This window comes from Paracoccus sp. TD-10, from assembly GCF_048270675.1.
Classification (GTDB): domain Bacteria; phylum Pseudomonadota; class Alphaproteobacteria; order Rhodobacterales; family Rhodobacteraceae; genus Paracoccus; species Paracoccus pantotrophus.
In genome coordinates, this window is the sequence record NZ_CP182418.1 from 111,023 (window position 1) to 129,602 (window position 18,580).

The 18,580-nt window shown below is 70.5% G+C and carries 17 protein-coding genes; 3 read left to right on the forward strand and 14 right to left on the reverse strand.

All coding sequences use genetic code 11. The features are described 5' to 3' along the window. Position 1 precedes the first annotated feature (1 nt). Genes addA through dapB form a run of 5 tightly spaced genes read right to left on the reverse strand, consistent with a single transcriptional unit; the run spans position 2 to position 9,218 of the window. The gene (gene addA / locus ACNKFW_RS00555; RefSeq protein WP_147427424.1) at positions 2-3,376 is read right to left on the reverse strand and encodes a double-strand break repair helicase AddA; all 3,375 of its coding nucleotides are present in this window, start codon (positions 3,374-3,376) and stop codon (positions 2-4) included. Then, the gene (gene addB, locus ACNKFW_RS00560) at positions 3,366-6,308 is read right to left on the reverse strand and encodes a double-strand break repair protein AddB (protein ID WP_147427425.1); all 2,943 of its coding nucleotides are present in this window, start codon (positions 6,306-6,308) and stop codon (positions 3,366-3,368) included. Before addB ends, addA begins: the two co-directional genes overlap by 11 nt. After that, entirely contained in the window at positions 6,301-6,972 is a 672-nt protein-coding gene (locus ACNKFW_RS00565; protein ID WP_147427426.1) for a nucleotidyltransferase family protein, read from the reverse strand. Before ACNKFW_RS00565 ends, addB begins: the two co-directional genes overlap by 8 nt. Further along, the gene (gene tsaE / locus ACNKFW_RS00570) at positions 6,969-8,387 is read right to left on the reverse strand and encodes a tRNA (adenosine(37)-N6)-threonylcarbamoyltransferase complex ATPase subunit type 1 TsaE (RefSeq protein ID WP_418024432.1); all 1,419 of its coding nucleotides are present in this window, start codon (positions 8,385-8,387) and stop codon (positions 6,969-6,971) included. The genes ACNKFW_RS00565 and tsaE overlap by 4 nt, the downstream gene beginning before the upstream one ends. A gap of 24 nt (positions 8,388-8,411) precedes the next feature. Further along, positions 8,412-9,218, reverse strand: coding sequence for a 4-hydroxy-tetrahydrodipicolinate reductase (gene dapB / locus ACNKFW_RS00575; protein ID WP_147427428.1), 807 nt, complete (start codon positions 9,216-9,218; stop codon positions 8,412-8,414). Positions 9,219-9,287: 69 nt separating this feature from the next. On the opposite strand from dapB, the gene rbfA reads away from it, so the two are divergent. Genes rbfA through truB form a run of 3 tightly spaced genes read left to right on the forward strand, consistent with a single transcriptional unit; the run spans position 9,288 to position 11,347 of the window. Next, complete coding sequence (gene rbfA / locus ACNKFW_RS00580) at positions 9,288-9,704, forward strand: 30S ribosome-binding factor RbfA (protein WP_024842789.1); 417 nt, start codon at positions 9,288-9,290, stop codon at positions 9,702-9,704. Then, a complete protein-coding gene (locus ACNKFW_RS00585) occupies positions 9,694-10,449 on the forward strand; it encodes a phosphodiester glycosidase family protein (protein WP_147427429.1) in 756 nt (251 codons plus the stop codon). The genes rbfA and ACNKFW_RS00585 overlap by 11 nt, the downstream gene beginning before the upstream one ends. A 1-nt stretch (position 10,450) precedes the next feature. After that, entirely contained in the window at positions 10,451-11,347 is an 897-nt protein-coding gene (gene truB / locus ACNKFW_RS00590) for a tRNA pseudouridine(55) synthase TruB (RefSeq protein WP_147427430.1), read from the forward strand. On the opposite strand, the gene ACNKFW_RS00595 is transcribed toward truB, so the two are convergent. The 9 genes from ACNKFW_RS00595 to ACNKFW_RS00635 form a co-directional block, all read right to left on the reverse strand. Then, on the reverse strand, positions 11,344-12,180 hold the full coding sequence (locus ACNKFW_RS00595; protein WP_024842792.1) for an isocitrate lyase/PEP mutase family protein: 837 nt from the start codon (positions 12,178-12,180) through the stop codon (positions 11,344-11,346). The genes truB and ACNKFW_RS00595 overlap by 4 nt on opposite strands. An 86-nt stretch (positions 12,181-12,266) precedes the next feature. Continuing rightward, positions 12,267-13,199, reverse strand: a complete 933-nt coding sequence (locus ACNKFW_RS00600) for an MBL fold metallo-hydrolase (protein WP_147427431.1) — start codon at positions 13,197-13,199, stop codon at positions 12,267-12,269. A 74-nt stretch (positions 13,200-13,273) separates the two neighbouring features. Further along, complete coding sequence (locus tag ACNKFW_RS00605) at positions 13,274-13,921, reverse strand: RluA family pseudouridine synthase (RefSeq protein ID WP_147427432.1); 648 nt, start codon at positions 13,919-13,921, stop codon at positions 13,274-13,276. Further along, on the reverse strand, positions 13,918-14,544 hold the full coding sequence (locus tag ACNKFW_RS00610) for a LysE family translocator (RefSeq protein ID WP_024842795.1): 627 nt from the start codon (positions 14,542-14,544) through the stop codon (positions 13,918-13,920). Before ACNKFW_RS00610 ends, ACNKFW_RS00605 begins: the two co-directional genes overlap by 4 nt. A gap of 49 nt (positions 14,545-14,593) precedes the next feature. After that, positions 14,594-14,989: a GFA family protein gene (locus ACNKFW_RS00615; RefSeq protein ID WP_024842796.1), complete on the reverse strand. Its 396-nt coding sequence runs from the start codon at positions 14,987-14,989 to the stop codon at positions 14,594-14,596. After that, positions 14,967-15,419 carry a GAF domain-containing protein gene (locus ACNKFW_RS00620; RefSeq protein WP_024842797.1) on the reverse strand — a complete coding sequence of 151 codons (453 nt, stop codon included), beginning with the start codon at positions 15,417-15,419 and terminating at the stop codon, positions 14,967-14,969. The genes ACNKFW_RS00615 and ACNKFW_RS00620 overlap by 23 nt, the downstream gene beginning before the upstream one ends. 242 nt (positions 15,420-15,661) lie before the next feature. Beyond that, positions 15,662-16,483, reverse strand: a complete 822-nt coding sequence (locus ACNKFW_RS00625; RefSeq protein WP_147427433.1) for an NAD-dependent epimerase/dehydratase family protein — start codon at positions 16,481-16,483, stop codon at positions 15,662-15,664. Next, entirely contained in the window at positions 16,480-17,334 is an 855-nt protein-coding gene (locus ACNKFW_RS00630) for a glycosyltransferase (protein ID WP_147427434.1), read from the reverse strand. Before ACNKFW_RS00630 ends, ACNKFW_RS00625 begins: the two co-directional genes overlap by 4 nt. Beyond that, entirely contained in the window at positions 17,331-18,548 is a 1,218-nt protein-coding gene (locus ACNKFW_RS00635; RefSeq protein ID WP_024842800.1) for an NAD-dependent epimerase/dehydratase family protein, read from the reverse strand. The genes ACNKFW_RS00630 and ACNKFW_RS00635 overlap by 4 nt, the downstream gene beginning before the upstream one ends. Positions 18,549-18,580 lie beyond the last annotated feature (32 nt).

An 18,580-nucleotide genomic window follows, 5' to 3' on the forward strand; every position in this document is an offset into this window, starting at 1 on the left:
GCTAGGCACCGGGGCGGTTGTGGTCAAGGCCCGCCATCACCCGATCCAGCAAGGCGTCGGGCAGCGCCATCAGGCTGCGCGAGGCGGTCCAGAGCACCGCGACCTCGACCCGCCGCCCCGGCCAGATCAGCCGCAGCGCCGTGCGATAGGCGGCCATCTGGCGCAGGATGCCCAGCGGCACCGCCTCGGGCGCATCCGGCACTTCGCGGTTCGACTTGTAGTCCACCGCCAGGATGCGGCCCGGTTCCACCACCAGCCGGTCCACCGCGCCGGTCAGGGTGCCGATGCCCGGCAGCGGCGCGGCCAGCGCCACCTCGGACAGCAGCTCGGCCGCGTCGGACAGCGCGAAGACCTGCGCCAGGTCCGGCGCCTCGATCACCGCGCGCGCCTCGGCCAGCAGCGCCGCCAGATCCTCGGGGCCGGGCAGGCCGCCCTCGGCATCGGCCAGAACGTCGCGGGCCAGGGCGGGCCAACCGGCCGGATCGCGGCCCGGCAGATGCTCCAGCAGCAGATGCAGGCGGGTGCCGAACAGCATCGCCGCCGCCGCATCGCCCTCGCCGGGCGCACCGATCACCTTGGCCCCGCCCAGCGCCGTCGCGGCAACGGGCCGGACCTTTGCGGGGGCGGGCGGCGGCGGGGCGCGCAGCCAGTCCGGCTCGGCCAGCGCGGGCCTTTGCGACAGCACCGGCCGCGGCGCGTCCTCGGGCCAGTCGCCAAAGGACAGCCGCCGGATCTCGCCGCCCCAGGGCGCGGGCAGGCGTGTCTCGGCCAGGTCGGCACGGCCCATGCCGGCCTCGACCATGGCGTGCCAGCTGTCCTCGGCCGCGCCGGTCTCGCCCGCCGCGGCGACGATCAGCCAGCTTTCGGCGCGGGTCAGCCCGACATAGAGCAGCCGCTTGCGTTCCTGCAGCTGCCGCTCGGTCTGGAGCGCGGCCAGTTCCTCGACCGGATCAGGCCGTTCGCCCTTGCGGCCGCGCCACAGGGACAGCCCGTCCGGGCCGGGCAGCACGGGCGCCTCGCGCGGGGGTTTGCGCTTGGCCGCGTCGGGCATGATCACGATGGGACTTTCCAGGCCCTTCGAGCCGTGCACGGTCATCACCCGGATCAGCCCCTCGCCATCGCCGGCCGAGCCGGGCTGGCGGCGCACCTCGACATCGTCGCCGGTCAGCCAGACCAGGAAGCCGGTCAGCGAGGGCGTCTCCGAGCTTTCATAGGCCAGCGCCTGCGACAAGAGTTCGTCGATGCCGTCCTGCGCCTCGGGGCCCAGCCGGGCGATCAGCCGCTCGCGCCCGCCGTGGCGGATCAGCAGGCGCTGGATCAGGTCATAGGGGCGCATGAAGCCGGTCTGGCCCATCAGGTCGGCCAGCAGCTCGACCGCCTGGCGATGCGGCGATTCACGCAGCCGCCGCCACAGGTATTCGCCGCGTTTGCGCCCGGCGGCGAGGCGGTAAAGCTCCTCCTCGGTCAGGCCGAACAGCGGCGAGCGCAGGCAGGCGGCCAGCGACAGGTCGTCCTCGGGCGTGGCCAGCACCGACAAGAGGGCGCGGATATCCTGCACCGCCATCTCTCCGGCCAGCTTCAGCCGGTCGGCGCCGGCGACGGGCAGGTTCGCCGATTTCAGCGCCGCGATGATCTCGGCGAACAGGTCCGAGCGGCGCTGCACCAGGATCAGCACGTCGCCGGCGCGGATGCGGCGCACCGCGCCGGTCTTGGGGTCATGGATCGGCTGGCCCAGCATCTTGCCGATGGCGTCGGCGACGGCGCGGGCCAGTTGCACGGTTTCCGAATTTTCGGCCGGCTGGTCCACCGGATCGGTCCAGTCGCCCGGCTCGGGCTTTTCGGGCTTCGGGATCGCCGGCCACAGGTCCACCCGGCCCGGCATCGCGGTGCGAAAGGCGCGGTGCTGCGGCGGATCGCCCAGGCCGCGCGCCGCATCGCCGGCAAAGACCTGATCGACCAGCGACAGGATCGCGGTCGAGCTGCGGAAGGAATGCCGCAGCTCCAGCACCTGCATGGGATTCTGCACCGCCTCGAAGGCCTGGGCAAAGCCGGTGCGGCGGGCCTCGAACACCGCGATATCGGCACCCTGGAAGGAATAGATCGACTGTTTCGGGTCGCCCACCACGAACAGGCTGCGCGTCTGGTCGCGCGCCCCTTGCCCCGAGGTGAACTCGTCGGTCAGCCGCTCGATCACCTGCCATTGCGCCGGGCTGGTGTCCTGCGCCTCATCGACCAGGATATGGTCGATGCCGCCGTCCAGCCGGAACAGCACCCATTGCGCCATGCTGCTTTCCGACAAGAGCCGCGCGGTGCGGTCGATCAGGTCGTCGAAATCCAGATGGCCATGCGCGGCCTTCTGCGCCCGGTAGCGGGTCAGGAAGGCATGGCCGAAACGATGCAGCGCCAGCGTGCGCTCGGCATGGGCCAGCGCGATGCGGCGCGGGCGGGCGGATTCGACCCGCTCCATCAGGATCGCCAGGTCATCGATCAGTTCCGCGCAGGGGCCGCTGCGCAGCGCCCTGGTCGGGAAGCTGTCGTATTTCGCGGTGAACGGCGCCTTGGCGCCTGCCCCGGTCAGCAGCACGGATTCCAGGATCGCCAGTTCCGCCATGCCCGGCTGCGCCCAGTTGCCGGGCGCCAGCTTCGCCGCCGCCTTCTGGTCGTTCGCGCCGCTTTTCAGCAGATGCGGGATCAGCGCGGCAATGACCGTGGCCCCGTCGGCAAAGCATTCCGCCAGCAGCGCCTGCATGTCCTCGCCCGGCGCCAGCCCGCAGGCGGTCCAGAGCGCATCCCGGTCGGCGGGGGCCTCGAACCCGCGCAGACCGGCGAGGAAAGCGTCGAGTCTTTCGCCGGAATGCAGCGCCAGCAGATCCTCCAGCTCGGGCGCGCGCTCGCGGGCCATGTCCTCGATGATCTCGGCCCGGATCAGCGCCGCGCTGCGGTCGTCGAGCTCGGTGAAGCCATGCGGCACCCCGGCCTCGATCGGGAAGCGGCGCAGGACGCCGGCGCAGAAGCTGTGGATGGTCTGGACCTTGAGGCCGCCCGGCGTCTCGATGGCGCGGGCAAACAGCCGGCGCGCGGCGGGCAGGTCGGGGGCGCCCGCCTCGCCCAGCCGCGCCAGTTCGGCGCGCAGTTCCGCCTCGGGCAGCATGGCCCATTGGCCCAGCCGCGCCAGCAGGCGGTTCTGCATCTCGGTCGCCGCGGCCTTGGTATAGGTCAGGCACAGGATGCGCTCGGGCGCGGTCCCGGCCAAGAGCAGCCGCGCCACCCGGTCGGTCAGCACCCGCGTCTTGCCCGAACCGGCATTGGCCGTCAGCCAGGTCGAGCGATGCGGGTCCGCCGCCCGCACCTGCGCCAGCGTCGCCTCATCCATCATCGCCGAACCTCTGCGGGGCCGCGACCTCGGTCGTGTCCCATTCGCCATGCCGCGACAGGTGGTCGTAATCGCTGGCATGGTCGCTGCGTTCCATGGCCAGCCGGGCGGTAAAGCCGCGCTCGCCGTCCAGATAGCGGCGGATCAGGGTGACGAAGCCGGCCCAGCTTTCCTCGGCGAAGCCGGGGCTGAACTCGCGGCTTTCGGTTTTCCCCTCGCCGCCCAGCTGGATATAGCTGATGCCCTCGACCTCGGCCGGTCCCAGCGCCTTGAAGGCGCCGTGCCGGACCATCGCGGCCTCCAGCGGCAATTGCTTGTCGAAATGCGCGATCTGCTTGTCGGTCGGCGGCTTGCCGGACTTGTAGTCATAGACATGCACCCGGCCATCATGCAGCAGGTCCAGCCGGTCGGGCCGGGCGATCAGGCGGAAATCCAGGCCGGGGACGGCCTGCTCGCCATATTCCTCGACCAGGACGGGCCGGCCGTGCGCCAGCCTTTCGGCCTCGTCCGCCATCAGCCGGTCGGCGATGCCGGCGATCCGCGCCCGCCAGAACAGCCGGGCCGAAGGCCAGGGCACCTCGGCTTCCAGCACCGCGTCGGTAATCGCCAGCAGCCGCGCCTTCATGACCGGCGGCGTCTCGGCCAGATCGGGCAGGCCGCGCAGGAAGCGGTCCATGATGTGATGCAGGACATTGCCGCGCTCGGCCGCGTCGGGTTCGGGGCGCAAGGGGTCCAGCGCCCGCAGGCCCAGCACCCGGCGGGCATAGACGGCATAGGGGTCGCGGATCAGCGTCCTGACCTCGGTCACCGACAACTCGCGCAGGGCGGGCGGCGGCGGGAGGGGCGAGGGCCGCGGCGCCGGCGCCAGCCGCATGCGCGGCCGGGCCTGCAATTCGGCCAGGTCCAGCCAGCGCCGGCCGCGATCCCGCATCGCCGCCAGCGCCTGCGGCCCCTGCTGATCGGGCAATCCGCCCAGCAGGTTCACCAGCCGGTTCAGCCAGCGCGAGGGGATGGTCTCGGCCTCGGCATCGCGGCGGGCGCGGGTCAGCACCACCTGCGCCGCCGCCACGGCCTGCTGGAAGTCATGCGCGGCCAGGCCCACCCGGCGCTCGGGCAGGGTCAGCCCGGCGGCCAGCCGCATCGGCCGCGACAGCCACGGATCGGGCGGCAGCGCCTGCGGCCAGCCGCCCTCGTTCAGGCCCGACAGGATCACCAGCCCGGCATCCTCGCCCACCGCCTCGGTGCGCGCCTCGCGCGGGCCGCGGAAGCGGACCAGCGGATGCGCAGCCACGTCCTGACGCACGGCCTGGCCCTGCAATTCGTCGTAAAGCAGGTCGCAGAACTCGCCCGGCCGCAGGTCGTGGCCCAGATGCGCATGGGTGGCCAAGTGGTCCAGCACCAACCGCGCCAGCCCGCCCGAGCTCTTGGCCCAAAGCTCCGAGGCATCGGCATCGCCGCCCGGACCGGCGGCCAGATCCTCGGCCAGGGCGCGCAACTCGCGCAGCCGATCCGCCAAGGGCCGCGGCGCGCGGTCCTGCGCCAGCGGCACGATGCGGTCGAGCAGCCCGGCCAGCCACAGCGCCCAGGGCTTGCTGGAGGCGTCGCCACGATCCGCCCATTCCCGCAGCGCCGCGCCGTCGGGAAAGGCCGGTCCGTTGCGGCGCAGGTGCAGCTCCAGGTCGCGGCTATGGCGGTTGTGTTCGCGCCGGTAATCGGGGCCAAGGCCGGTGGCGGTGACCGGATGCTTGAGCAGCACCAAGAGCGCGTCCAGCATCATCTCGGCCCCGAAAAGGTCGGCGACATGGCGCAAAAACAGGCCGGGCGCGGTCAGCGGCAAGGGCTGGCCGGCGGAATCGTCGGGGATGATGCCCCAGCGGTCCAGCGCCGATTGCACGCGGCGGGTCAGCATCCGGTCGGCGGCGATCAGCGTCACCGGCTGGCCGCGCTCCAGCGCCTCGCGGATGACCAGCGCCACGGCCTCGGCCTCCTGCCCCGGCTGCTCGGCCTCGATCAGGGTCAGGCGTTCGGTCGCGGGGACCAGCGGGCCAAGGCGCGGGCCTTCCTCGATCCATTGGTCGGTGACGGGTGCCGGACGCAGCGCCAGCGAGATCAGCCGGTTGCGCGCCGGGTCGGGCGCCGTTCCGGGCAGCCATTCCGCCGGCGCGCCGAACTCGGCCAGCAGCGGCGCATAGCGCGCCTGCGGGTGATCTTCGGACAGCGCGTCGAGCCCGTCCCAGACGGCTTGCGGCAGGTCGGCATCGAAGCCGGGCAGCACCACCGCGCCCATCGGCAGCCGGGCGACGGCGCGCATGAAGTCCCGCGTCGCGCCATGCGAGCCGGTCGAGCCGGCGACGACCACCGGGCCTTGCGGCAGATCCTCGCCCCGTGCCCAGGCCGCGGCCAACGCCTCGGCCGCGGCGCGCTGGCGCGATTCGCGGTCCTGCGGCGGGTCGGACAGGTAATAGCCGGCGGCGATCTTCAGGAAGGCCAGCGCACGGCCCCAATGCTGGGCATGTTCGCTGGCGTCGATGCGGTCCAGCGCCTGCGCGTCCAGCCCCTCCAGCTGCATCTCGGCCATCAGCGCCGCCAGCGAGGCTGCGAGTTCCGGCACCGATTGCCCCTGCGCCAGGTCGGGATCGGCGCGCAGCGCGGCGTCGATCAGCCGGCCCAGCTCCAGCCGGCGCGCCAGCGGCGCCGTGGCCGCGCCGCCGCCCAGGTCGGCGATCAGCCGCAATTGCGGCAAAAGCAGCGGCCCGCGCCGGACAAAGGCCTGGCGCAGCGCCATCAGCGACTGGCCGGAATTGGCATAGACCGTGACCCGCGCCATGTCCTGCGGCGGGCGGTGGGCCATGCGCCGGATCAGCCCGTCGGCGAAGGCGCCGGGAAAGTCGGCGCCGCAGGGCAGGGCGAAGACACCGCTCTGCCAGTCAGGCATCGAGCAGCGCCTCGGCCAGCGGGATGCAGTCGGGGCGGCCGACATCGCACCATGCGCCGGGATGGATCAGACCATAGGCACGGCCCCCGGCGATCATCAGATCCCAGAGCCGGTTGAGCGAGAACACCTGTTCGGGGATCTCGGCCAGACGCTCGGGGCGGATGATCTGCACGCCGCCATAGACCAGGTCGCCCTTGCGGATCAGCCGGCCCGCCGGGCCGAGGCTGAAATCGCCGCCGCCCTGCCGGCCATGGGTCCGCTCCAGCGGCACCAGCATCAGCAGCGCGTCCATATCGTCGCGCCAGCCTTCCAGCAGGGCGCGGACCGGGTTCGGGCCGGTCCAGACCACATCCGGGTTCATCGTGATCACAGGGCCGGGGCCAAGCAGCGGCAGCGCCTTGCGCAGGCCGCCGCCGGTTTCCAGCAGCAGGTCGGTTTCATCGGAAATGGCAATGCCCTGCCCGGCGAGGTGATCGCGGATCTGGCCGCCCAGATGGTGGATGTTCAGCACCACCGGCCCGGCGCCCGCCTGCCGGCCCAGGGCCAGCGCCCGGTCCAGCAGCGTCCGGCCTCCGACCGCGATCAGCGGTTTCGGCAGCGTATCGGTCAGCGGCGCCATGCGGGTGCCCTTGCCCGCGGCAAAGATCATCAGCGGCAGGCTCATCCGGCGATGCCCTCGATCACCTCGGGCGTGGGAGCGGGGACGCCTTCCAGCGCCTTGGCCAGCGGCGCCAGCGCCGGATGCGCCAGGTCGCGCCGGATCGCCGCCCAGACGCGCGGCATCATCGCCAGATAGCGCCGCTTGCCCTCGCGCTGCGCCAGCCGGGTAAAGATGCCCATGATGCGCAGGTTGCGCTGCGCGCCCAAGAGCGCGTAGGCGGCGCGAAACCGCGCCTCGTCCACCCCGGTCGCGGCGATGTAGCGGGCGATCTGCGCCTCTTCGATCTCGGGCGCGACGTCGCGGCGCGCGTCCTGCAACGCCGCGACCAGGTCATAGGCCGGATGCACCGCCACCGCGTCCTGGAAATCCAGAAGGCCCAGCGGCGCCTCGTCCCGCCAGACGACATTCTCGGCATGGAAATCGCGCAGGCCCAGAACCGGGGGCATGTCGGCGGCCAGTTCGGCATGCAGCCGCTCGATCACCGCGGCGACCTCGGCGCCCTTGCCGGGCGCACCGGCGGCAGCGGGATAGTATTCGGCGAAAAGCCCGACCTGATGCGCCAGTTCCGGCCCGTCGAGGCGCAAGACAAAATCCGGCGGCTCGTGGCCGTGCAGCCGCACCAAGAGGTCGGTCATGCGGTCATAGATGCGCGGCGCCAGTTCGGGCTGCTGTTCCAGCACGCGGGCCACCAGGTCGTCGCCCAGATCCTCGATCAGCAGCAGGCCCTGGGCCTGGTCGGTGGCCAGGATCTCGGGCGCGTGCAGGTCCAGCGCCCGCAGCCATTGCGTCATGGCGACATAGGGCGCGGTCACGCCGGGCGAGGCATCCATCAGCACCGCGCTGCGCCCGTCATCCTCGACCAGCCGGAAATAGCGCCGCGACGAGGCGTCGCCGGCCAGCGGGACCAGCCGCGCCCCGGCCCAGCCGGCGCGGTGGATCAGCCGGGCGATGGCGGGCAGGCGGGTCATCAGGCCCCAATGCGGCTCGGACCCTGCCAGGGTGATGCGGCGCAGCTCGGGCGCATCGGCCAGCGGCTCCAGCCCCACGGTCAGCGCCCCCTCCAGCGGATTGCCATGCTCGGGCCATTCGACCAGCACGATCGCCTCGCGCATGGCCTCGTCGAGGCCAAGCTCGGCCAGTTCCTCGGGATGGGTCAGACGGTATAGGTCGGCGTGCCAGATCTCGGTCCCCAGGGGGTCGGCATAGGTCTGGACCAGGGTATAGGTGGGGCTGGGCACCTCTTCGGCCGCCTCGCCCTGGCGGGCGCGGATGAAGGCGCGGGCGAAATGGGTCTTGCCGGCGCCGACCGGCCCCTGAAGCGCCACCACGTCGCCAGGCTTCAGCACGGCCGCCATCACCCGCGCCAGGCAGGCGGTCAGGTCGGCATCGGCATCGTCAAGCGTCGCAAGCAGGGTCATGGCGTGAATCTAGACGCTGGAGGCTCAAAGACCAAGCACATCCGCCATGTCATATTCGCCCGGCCCCTTGTCCTGGCCCCACAGCGCCGCCCGCAGAGCGCCGCGGGCGAAGATCGCCCGGTCGGTGGCGACATGGCGCAGCACCACCCGCTCGCCCGCCGTGGCAAAGATCACGTCATGCTCGCCCACGATATCGCCGCCGCGGATGGCGCTGAACCCGATCGAGCCGGGGGCGCGGGCGCCGGTGATGCCCTCGCGCGCCGGGGTGCGCAACTCGTCCAGGCTGTGGCCGCGCCCCGCGGCGGCGGCCTCGCCCAGCATCAGGGCGGTGCCCGAGGGCGCATCGACCTTGCGGTTGTGATGCGCCTCGACCACCTCGATGTCCCAGTCCTCGCCCAGGGCGGCGGCGACCTTGCGGGTCAGCCCGACCAGCAGGTTGACGCCCAGGCTCATGTTGCCGGCGCGGATGATCGGCGCGTGGCGGGCGGCGGCCTTCAGCTTGTCCAGATGGGCGGGCTCGAAGCCGGTGGTGCCGATCACATGCACGGCGCGGGCCTGCGCGGTCAGTTCCGCGAAGGCCACCGTCGCCGCCGGGGCGGTAAAGTCGATCACTGCCTGCGCCTTGGCGATGGCCTCGACCGGATCGTCGGTGACGGTGATTCCCAGCGCCGCGCCGCCCATCGCCTCGCCCAGGTCGCGGCCGACCCAGGGGTTGCCCTCGCGCTCGATGGCGCCGACAAGGCGGGCCTGATCCGACCCCAGAACGGTGCGCACCAGCATCTGCCCCATGCGGCCCGACGCGCCCGTGATGACGATTCCCGGTTTTTCCATGCTCGATCCCCCGTTTCCGGCATGTCTATCCCGTTGCGGCGCGGGCCGCGACCCCCTACATCTGCGCGCATGGCACAGAACCGCTTTCATTCCGGCACCGGCCCCTCGCAGCGCCAGCTTCGCGTGGGCGAGTTGATCCGCCGCACGCTTTCCGACGTCCTCCTGCGGGGGGATGTCCACGATCCCGACCTGAACCGGCATTCGATCACGGTCGGAGAGGTGCGGACCTCGCCCGACCTCAAGGTCGCGACCGCCTATGTGCTGCCCTTGGGCGGGCAGGGTGCAGAAGAGGCGCTGGCCGCGTTGCGCCGCAACGCGGGCGAGCTGCGCCACCTGGTCGCCAAGGCGATGACGCTGAAATACGCGCCGCAACTGCGCTTTGTCCTCGACGAGACCTTCGACCGCATGGACGACACCCGCCGCCTCTTGTCCGAGGACCGGGTGCGCCGCGACGTCGAATCGCATCCGGAAGACGATGAAGATTGACCTTAGGCGCCGGCTGGGGCTGGCCATCGGCGCATTGGTCGCCATGACCCTGCCCGCCATGGCCGGGATCTGCGAAAAGCGCGACTTCGACGGGCAGGGCTATGTGATCTGCACGCTGGATGCCGGGCAGGAGCCGGGGCTGCGGCTGTGGCTGAACGGCCCGGACGGCCGGGTCTTGGGCGATTTCACCGCCGTGCGCCGCATGCTGGCCGAGGGCGAGGTCCTGGGCTTTGCCATGAATGCCGGCATGTATCACCCGGATTTCACCCCGGTCGGGCTTTACGTCAGCGACGGCGTCAGCCAGCACGAGCTGGTGACGGCCGGCGGCGGCGGCAATTTCGGCATGCTGCCGAACGGCGTGTTCTGCACCGGCGGCGCCCGGCCCTATCAGGTGATCGAAAGCCGGGCCTTTGCCAGGGCCGCGCCGGAATGCCGGATCGCCACGCAATCGGGGCCGATGCTGGTGATCGACGGCGCGCTGCATCCGCGTTTCCTGGTGGACAGCGACAGCCGCTATATCAGGAACGGCGTCGGCGTCTCTCCGGACGGGCAGACGGCATGGTTCGCCATCTCGGACCGGGCGGTGACGTTCCACGAATTCGGCCGGCTGTTCCGCGACGGGCTGGGGGCGCGGGATGCGCTGTATTTCGACGGCTCGATTTCGCGGCTATACGCCCCAAGCCTGGGCCGCGCCGATTTCGGGCGGCGGCTGGGGCCGATCATCGGATATGTAGGACAGAACTAGAATGGCGCGAAAAAAGGGACGCGAGATCCACGGTTGGCTGATCGTGGACAAGCCGGCGGGCATCGGCTCGACCGATGTGGTCAGCAAGGTCCGCTGGGCGCTGGACGCGAAGAAGGCCGGCCATGCCGGGACGCTGGACCCGGACGCGACCGGCGTGCTGGCCGTGGCGCTGGGAGAGGCGACCAAGACCGTGCCGATCCTGGCCGAGGCGCTGAAAGCCTATGACTTCACGGTGAACTGGGGCGCCGAAACCACCACCGACGACGCTTCGGGCGCGGTGGTGAAGACCAGCGACGCGCGCCCGGACAAGGCGGCGATCCGCGCCGCGCTGCCGGAGTTCACCGGCGAGATCATGCAGGTTCCCCCCGCCGTCTCGGCCGTGCGCGTCGATGGCGCGCGGGCCTATGACCTCGCGCGCGAGGGCGAGGTGGTCGAGCTTGCCGCCCGGCCGCTCTGGGTGGACTCGCTGGAACTGCTGGGCAGGACGCAGGACAGCGCCGAGCTGCGCATGGTCTGCGGCAAGGGCGGCTATGTCCGCGCCATCGCCCGCGACCTGGGCCGCAAGCTGGGCTGCCTTGGCCATGTCGCGCAGCTGCGCCGCATCTGGTCGGGGCCGTTCGAGGCCGGGGACGGCTTTGCCTTCGACCGCATCGACCGCGCCAACCAGGCCGAGATCGAGGCGGCGCTGCTGCCCCTGCAGGCGGCGCTGGCCGACCTGCCCGAGATGCAGGCGACCGAGATGGGCGCCACCCGCATCCTGAACGGCAATCCCGGCCAGGTGCTGGGCCATGCCGAATTCGGCGAGGAGGTCTGGGTCAGCCGCAACGGCCGGGCGCTGTGCATCGGCCGCTACATGGGCGGAGAGGTGCAGCCCTCGCGGGTGTTCAACCTGGGCTAAACCTCCTCGCCGCCGGGCGCCATGATCCGGGCGACGGTTGCGCCGGGCAGGGCCTCGGCGGCATAGGTGAAGGTGCCGGCGGATCGGACCTCCTCGGCGGCGCGCATCAGCGCGCCGAGCGCCGCCCGCGCGAAAGAGCCGCCGACGCTGATCCGCCGCACCCCGGCCTGCACCAGCTCGGCCACCGACCAGGTCGGACCCGACAGCCCCATGACCACGTTGACGGGCTTGTCCAGCGCGGCGCAGACCGTGCGGATCGCCTGCAGGTCCGGCAGGCCCGGCGCATAAAGCACATCCGCCCCGGCTTCGGAAAAGGCTTGCAGCCGCCGGATCGTGTCATCCAGATCCGGCCGGCCCCAAAGGAAGTTCTCGGCCCGCGCGGTCAGCAGGAAGGGCAGGCCCTGCGCCGCCCCTGCCGCGGCCCGGATGCGCTCGACCGCCAGGGACAGGTCGTGGATCGGATCGGCGGCATCCCCCGTCGCATCCTCAATCGAGCCGCCGACCAGCCCCACCCGACAGGCCAGCCGGATGGTTTCGGCGCAGCTTTCCGGCGCTGCGCCGAAACCATCCTGCAGATCGGCCGAGACCGGCAGCTCGGTCGCGCCGACGATCTCGGCGGCATTGTCCAGGATCTCCTCGCGCCCGAGCCCGGCGATGGAATCCGGCTTGCCCTTGGAAAAGGCATAGCCGGCGCTGGTGGTCGCCAGCGCCTGGAACCCCAGGCTGGCCAGCAGCCGGGCCGAGCCCGCATCCCAGGGATTGGGCATGACGAAGGCGCCCTCCGCCTCGTGCAGCGCCTTCAGCGCCTCGAACTTCGCCTGTTGGTCCGGCATCGCGCCTCTCCTGCAAGGAACTCCCGCGCGACTCTAGCAGGCCGGAACAAATTGTGAACGATTTTCTCGGCCCCAGGCTTCGGCCCTCAGCCGAACTGATAGGTCGCCGGCACGAAGCGATACGACCCTTCGCCGTTCGGGGCGATGAAGCCGAGCGCCGGGAAGGGCATGTGATAGCCGATGAAGGGGATCTTCTCTTCGGCCAGCCGGGCCAGCACCGCCTGCCGGGTCGCCGCGCCCTGCTCCTTGTCCACGTCGAAGCGCACATGCCAGGCCGGGCGCTGCACCGAATAGACATAGTGGTTGAAGCTGTCGCCGGTGATCAGCAGCCGCTGCCCCTCGCTTTCCAGCAGATAGGTGGTGTGGCCGGGCGTGTGGCCATGCGCCTGCTCGGCCTGGATGCCGGGCAGGATTTCCTCGGTCCCCTCGATCTGCTGCGCCTGCTCCAGCAGCGGCACCACCTTGGCAGTATAGGCCTCGCTGGGATTGGCGGCCCAGTAATCGTTCTCGGGCCGGGGCAGGATCAGCTGGGCGTTGGGAAAGGCCGGGGTCTCGCCGTCCATCAGCCCGCCGATATGGTCGCCGTGCATATGGGTCAGCACGACATGGGTCACATCCTCGGGCGTCAGCCCGGCCTGCACCATCGAGGCGGCGTTGTTGGCCGGAACCATGCCGGTATCGAACAGCACCAGCGCATCGGGCGTGCGCACCAAGGTCAGGGTGAACGAACCGGCGCTGCGGTCGGCGGGGATGAAATTCTCGGCGCTGAGGCTTTCGAACTCGGCCGGGTCGGCATTGAGGCCGAAGGTCTCGATCGGATTGTCGCTCATGCCGCCGCCGCCCAGCAGCGTCGTCACCTCGAAACCGCCCAGCTGGATGGTATGGGCACGGCCCGGAAAGGCGGGCGCCTCGCCCGCGGGCTGGGCGGCGGTCTGCGCATGCGCCGGCAGCACCAGCGTCATGGGCAATGCGCCGCCGATGAGCATGGCTTGGCGGCGGCTGATATCGGTCCTGAACATCTCTCCCTCCTGCTTGGTTCTTTTGCAACCTTACGCGAGGAGGGCGGGTTCCGGCATGAAACCTGCGTGACCGCTCAGAACGGCGCCGGGGCGGTAAAGCCCTGCATGACCCCGGTTTCGGGATGCTTGAAGCGCAGGCTTTCGGCATGCAGCATCAGCCGGGGAAAATCCGCCGCCGCCCCGGTCGCATAAAGCGGATCGCCCAGGATCGGGTGGCCCAGCTCGGCCATATGCACGCGCAGCTGATGGCTGCGGCCGGTGACGGGCATCAGCCGCACCCGCGTCTCGGCATCGTTGGCCTTGACCACCCGCCAATCGGTCTGCGCCGGCCGGCCCTGTTCGTGATCGACCTTTTGCCGCGGCCGGTTCGGCCAGTCGACGATCAGCGGCAGGTCCACCGTGCCGGTCTTGGGCTCAAGCCGACCCCAGAGCCGCGCGACATAGGTCTTTTTCGTGCGCCGGTCCTCGAATTGCCGGGACAGGTGGCGCTGCGCATGCGGCGTCAGGGCAAAGACCATGACGCCCGAGGTATCCATGTCCAGCCGATGCACCAGCAGGATCGTCGGAAAGGCGCCCCGCAGCCGCTCGATCAGGCAATCGGCGCGGTCCTCGCCCCGGCCGGGGACCGAAAGCAGGCCGGCCGGCTTCTCGACCACCAGGATCTCGTGATCGGCATGGATCACCCGCGGCTGTTCGTCGGTGGGCTGGTAGAGAAAGCTCATTTCCAGACCAGCCGCAGCGCTAGGCCCGCGAACATCACCGCCGCGATGCGGTTCACGATGCCCAGCCGCTTGCCGATCACCTGGCCGGCCAGGCCGCCGACCACGCCATAGCCCATGGTGACCAGCGTGCCCGACAGGGTGAACATCAGCCCCAGCCCCAGGATCTGCTGCCAGACCGGGCCGTATTCCGGCTTGGTGAATTGCGGCAGGAAGGCCAGCAGAAACAGCACCGGCTTGGGATTGAGCAGGTTGGACAGCGCGCCGCGCCGGATGATGTTCCAGGGCCGGCTGGCGGCGCGGGCGCGGGGATCGACCTCGCCCGCGTTCCAGCTTTTCCAGGCCAGGAACAGCAGATAGGCGGCGCCGGCATATTTGATCGCGACCAGCGCGCCGGGATGGGCGGCGACCAGCGCGCCCAGGCCGACCGTCGCCATCGTCACATGGCAGATCACGCCCAGCCCGACGCCGAAGCCGGCCAGCGCACCCGCACGCGGCCCGTTCTGGATGCCGCAGGCGCTGGCGAAGAACACGTCCTGCCCCGGCGCCAGGTTCAGCACCAGGGCTCCGGCCATGAAGGCCAGAAGCTGTTGCAACGGAAAATTCGCCAGCGTGTCCCAGATCATCGCGCGCCCCCTTTTCCTGCCGCCTAGGCCGGGCGGCACGCGGCGTCAACTATTCGCGCGGATCCTGCGGCAGCCCGTCGGCAATATCGTAATAGTCGCCCTTGTCGGCGACGAAGATATGGCCCAGCAGGCGCAACCCGGTCGGGCTGTCGATGGCGCCGGCCGCCACGTCGATGATCTCGGACCCGTCGCGCTGCCAGAACAGCGAGCTGCCGCAGTCCGGGCAGAAGCCACGCCGGGCGATCTCCGAGGCGCGATACCATCTCGGCTGCCCCTGGATTTCCAGCGATTTCGGCAGGATCGCCGCCCAGTAATGCCCCGACCAGCGCCGGCACTGGCTGCAATGGCAGGCCTTCAGGTCGTTGCCGGCGTCATAGGTGCCGCGGAAGCGGATGGCGCCGCACAGGCAATGGCCGGTGAATTCAGTCGCGTCCGAATGTGTCATCCAGGATCTCCTGCAAGCGGTCTGCATCCTCTTGCGTGAAGGCGTCGGGCCGGTCGCTGTCGATGTCGAGCACGCCGATCAGCCGCCCGCCCTTGCCGATCACCGGGATCACCAGTTCCGAGCGGGTCGAGCTGGCACAGGCGATATGGCCCGGGAAAGCCTCGACATCCGGCACCAGCTGGGTCTGCCGCGTCCGCGCCGCCGCGCCGCAGACCCCGCGCGAGAAGGGAATCACCAGGCAGCCGTGGCCACCCTGGTAGGGGCCGATCTTCAGCAGTTCGGGCGCGGTGACGCGATAGAATCCGGTCCAGTCGAAACGCGCGTCCGAGTGGTGGATTTCGCAGGCCAGCGTCGCCATCAGCGCGACCTCGTCGGTCTCGCCATGGGTCAGGGCGCGGATGCGGGCGGCAAGGTCGTCGTAATCGGGCATGGCGCCAGACTAGCCGGGCGCGACGGGCCTGTCACGGGCCCATAGTGGTTGGGCATATGCACCAGCCGCCCCGGTATCGCCGGGCCGCCCAGCCCCGCCGGCATGGCGCCCTGGCAGGCCAGGATGATGCCGGCCATCACCGCAAAGACCGACCGGAACCACAGGACGCCCATGACAGGCCGCGCTTTTGCGCAAGGGCGCGTCCTGCCGCAACCGGCGGAACCGGATCGGGGAAGGTCTGCCTATGGCTGCAAGTCATCCAGGATCGCCGGCAGATCCCGGCGCAGCAGCGCCATGCCGCCCGGCTGCCAGCCCAGCGCCTGCAACCGCGCGCAGATCGGGCGGCGCAGCGCGGCGGCATCGGCGCGGGCGGGCAGGGGCGTCGTGCAGCCGGTCAGGCGGGAAACCTCGGCCAGCAACACGCGACGGTCCAGCACCAGGTCGCTGGCATTGTAGCTGCCGGCCATGGCCGCATCCTCCAGCACCAGCAACACGGCGCGGGCCAGGTCGGCGCCATGCAGCTCGGTCGCGACGCGCGGCGGCGGCGTGGTGCCGCGCAGGAAATCCCCGATCAGCCCGGCCCATTTCTGCGGCAGGCCCGGCCCATAGACCCCGGTCGGGCGCAGGCTGGCGGCCCGGAAATCCGGCGCGGCCATGGCGGCCAGCGCCGCCTCGGCCTCGGCCTTGACCTGGCCGTAAAGGCTGGTCGGGGCCGGGGAAAGCCCGTCGGGCAGCGCCATGCCCTGGGGATGGCCGTCATGGACAGCGCGCGAGGACAGGAAGACCACCCGCCCGACGCCCCGGTCCCGCGCCGCCCGGAACAGCAGCAGCGAGCCGTCCAGGTTGGCGCGGATGAAGCCCTGCGCATCCTCGCCCTCGCCGCCGCGATAGCGGCCGGGGACGTGCTGGAAGGCGGCGTGGACCAGCGCGTCGCAGCCGCCCAGGTCCGGGATATCGCCCAGGCGCCAGCCGGGCAGGGTGGCGACCTCATGTCCCGCCTGCACCGCGACGCGGTGGATCCAGCGCCCGACGAGCCCCGAGGCGCCGGTCAGCGCGATCCTCATGCCGCACCGGATGCGCTGCCGGGCGGGGGCGGCAGGTCGCGCGGATCGGGCACCGGCCCGTCGCCGGCATGGGCGCGCCACAGTTCGACCAGCGGGCGCAGGGCCTCGGCCTTGGCGTGATCCTGCCAGGGCTTTTCATATTGGTAATGCAGCACGCGGATGTCCTGCCAGCGCCACAGCTGGGGCAGGTTCAGCCAGACATATTGCAGCATGTTGTCAAAGACCGGCAGCCCGTGCCAGTTCGGGAAATGGCTTTCCAGAAAGGTCTGGTCGGTGCGGCGCCAGAACCGGCCGGGCTGGTCCAGCCGGGCCAGCATGACCTCGAATGTCGCCGCCGAGGGCCGGGCGGTAAAGACGCCCGAGTTCAGCCGGTGGAAATCGGCCAGGCTTTCATAGACGTTCGGTGCGGCGGAAAATTCCGGGTAGTCGAACAGCCGGTCGATATTCTGCAGCACGATGGCATCGGCGTCGATGAACACCACGCGGTCGTAATCCAGCTGCCACAGCCGCAGCTTGGCGAAATTGTCCAAGGGCGTGTGGAAGGGCGGCTTTTCGCCCTTGGTGAAGGGCGCGGCGCCGTGCAGCCGGTCGCGGGCGTGCAGGGCGTTGAACCCGTCCGATGTGGGCAGCAGGTCCACCCGCACCGGGCGCACGCCCAGCGCCCGCAGCCCCTCGACCGCGTCGGGGGGCAGGTCGGTGTAAAGCAGGACCAGGTCGGCAGTCGTGCCGGTCCGGCGCAGCGACCGGAACAGCGCCGCCGCCCCGGTCGCATAGTCGCGATTGGTCGCCAAGGTGACAAAGGCGCGGTCGGACCGCGCCTTGCCTGTCGGGTGGATGCCTTCCGCGGTCACGATACCGAACGCAGCCTCTTGCCTTCGGGATCATGCTCGATCCGCTGGGCGATGTCGCGGGTCCAGGCCGAAACGGCGGGCACGCGCGAGCGGTCGATGCGATGGGCATATCTGCGCGCCACGTCCACCACCTCGGACAGAAGCCCCTCGGCCAGGGTGATCGGCTTGAGGCCCAGGGCGAGGAACTGGTCGTTCCTGACCACCAGCTCGTTCTCGTCGGCCTCTTTCCGCGGATTGGGCAGATAGGCGACCTCGGCCCCGGTCATGCGCGCGACCAGCTCGGCCAGGTCGCGGACGCGATGCGTCTCGGTCATCTGGTTGAAGATGCGCACCCGCTCGCCCGATTGCGGCGCGTCTTGCAGCGCCAGCGCGATGCAGCGCACCGAATCCTGGATGTGGATGAAGGCGCGGGTCTGGCCGCCGGTGCCATGCACGGTCAGCGGATAGCCGATGGCGGCCTGGATCAGGAAACGGTTCAGCACCGTGCCATAGTCGCCGTCGTAGTCGAAGCGGTTGATGAGCTGCTCGTGCCGCCGGGTCTGGTCGGTATGGGTGCCCCAGACGATGCCCTGGTGCAGGTCGGTGATGCGCAGCCCGTCGTTCTGGGCATAGAACTGGAACAGGATCTGATCGAGGCTCTTGGTCATGTGATAGACCGAGCCGGGTCGGGTCGGATACAGGATCTGCTGCGCGCGCGGGCCGGCGGGCGTGTCGATGGACACGTCCAGATAGCCCTCGGGGATCGGGGCACCGATGGTGGAATAGCCATAGACCCCCATGGTGCCCAGATGCACCAGATGCGCGTCGATGCCGGTTTCCACCAGCGCCGCCAGCAGGTTATGCGTCGCGTTGATGTTGTTGTTGACCGTATAGACCTTGTGGCGGTCGGTCTTCATCGAATAGGGCGCGGCACGCTGCTCGGCGAAATGGATCACTGCGTCGGGGCGATGCTCGGCCAGCCAGGCCTTCAGCCGCTCGTATTCCGTGGCCAGGTTCAGCAGGTGGAAATGGATCCGCCGCCCGGTCTGCTGGTGCCAGATCCGGCAGCGTTCCTGGATCGAATCCATCGGCGTCAGCGACTGCACGCCCAGTTCGGTGTCGATCCAGCGCCGCGACAGGTTGTCCAGGATATGAATGTCATGGCCCAGGTTGGACAGGTGCAGGGCGGTCGGCCAGCCGACGAACCCGTCGCCGCCAAGAACTGCGATGCGCATGAGCTACTCCTTGATGTTGCCCCGCAGAAATG

Excerpts from the sequence above, each read along its gene's own strand:
- ACNKFW_RS00615 (WP_024842796.1), bottom strand. The coding sequence starts at position 14,989 with ATGACACATTCGGACGCGACTGAATTCACCGGCCATTGCCTGTGCGGC.
- addA (WP_147427424.1), bottom strand. The coding sequence starts at position 3,376 with ATGATGGATGAGGCGACGCTGGCGCAGGTGCGGGCGGCGGACCCGCAT.
- ACNKFW_RS00635 (WP_024842800.1), bottom strand. The coding sequence starts at position 18,548 with ATGCGCATCGCAGTTCTTGGCGGCGACGGGTTCGTCGGCTGGCCGACC.
- ACNKFW_RS00565 (WP_147427426.1), bottom strand. The coding sequence starts at position 6,972 with ATGAGCCTGCCGCTGATGATCTTTGCCGCGGGCAAGGGCACCCGCATG.
- rbfA (WP_024842789.1), top strand. The coding sequence starts at position 9,288 with ATGGCACAGAACCGCTTTCATTCCGGCACCGGCCCCTCGCAGCGCCAG.
- addB (WP_147427425.1), bottom strand. The coding sequence starts at position 6,308 with ATGCCTGACTGGCAGAGCGGTGTCTTCGCCCTGCCCTGCGGCGCCGAC.
- ACNKFW_RS00625 (WP_147427433.1), bottom strand. The coding sequence starts at position 16,483 with ATGAGGATCGCGCTGACCGGCGCCTCGGGGCTCGTCGGGCGCTGGATC.
- ACNKFW_RS00600 (WP_147427431.1), bottom strand. The coding sequence starts at position 13,199 with ATGTTCAGGACCGATATCAGCCGCCGCCAAGCCATGCTCATCGGCGGC.
- ACNKFW_RS00610 (WP_024842795.1), bottom strand. The coding sequence starts at position 14,544 with ATGATCTGGGACACGCTGGCGAATTTTCCGTTGCAACAGCTTCTGGCC.
- ACNKFW_RS00620 (WP_024842797.1), bottom strand. The coding sequence starts at position 15,419 with ATGCCCGATTACGACGACCTTGCCGCCCGCATCCGCGCCCTGACCCAT.
- truB (WP_147427430.1), top strand. The coding sequence starts at position 10,451 with ATGGCGCGAAAAAAGGGACGCGAGATCCACGGTTGGCTGATCGTGGAC.
- dapB (WP_147427428.1), bottom strand. The coding sequence starts at position 9,218 with ATGGAAAAACCGGGAATCGTCATCACGGGCGCGTCGGGCCGCATGGGG.
- ACNKFW_RS00595 (WP_024842792.1), bottom strand. The coding sequence starts at position 12,180 with ATGCCGGACCAACAGGCGAAGTTCGAGGCGCTGAAGGCGCTGCACGAG.
- tsaE (WP_418024432.1), bottom strand. The coding sequence starts at position 8,387 with ATGACCCTGCTTGCGACGCTTGACGATGCCGATGCCGACCTGACCGCC.
- ACNKFW_RS00605 (WP_147427432.1), bottom strand. The coding sequence starts at position 13,921 with ATGAGCTTTCTCTACCAGCCCACCGACGAACAGCCGCGGGTGATCCAT.
- ACNKFW_RS00585 (WP_147427429.1), top strand. The coding sequence starts at position 9,694 with ATGAAGATTGACCTTAGGCGCCGGCTGGGGCTGGCCATCGGCGCATTG.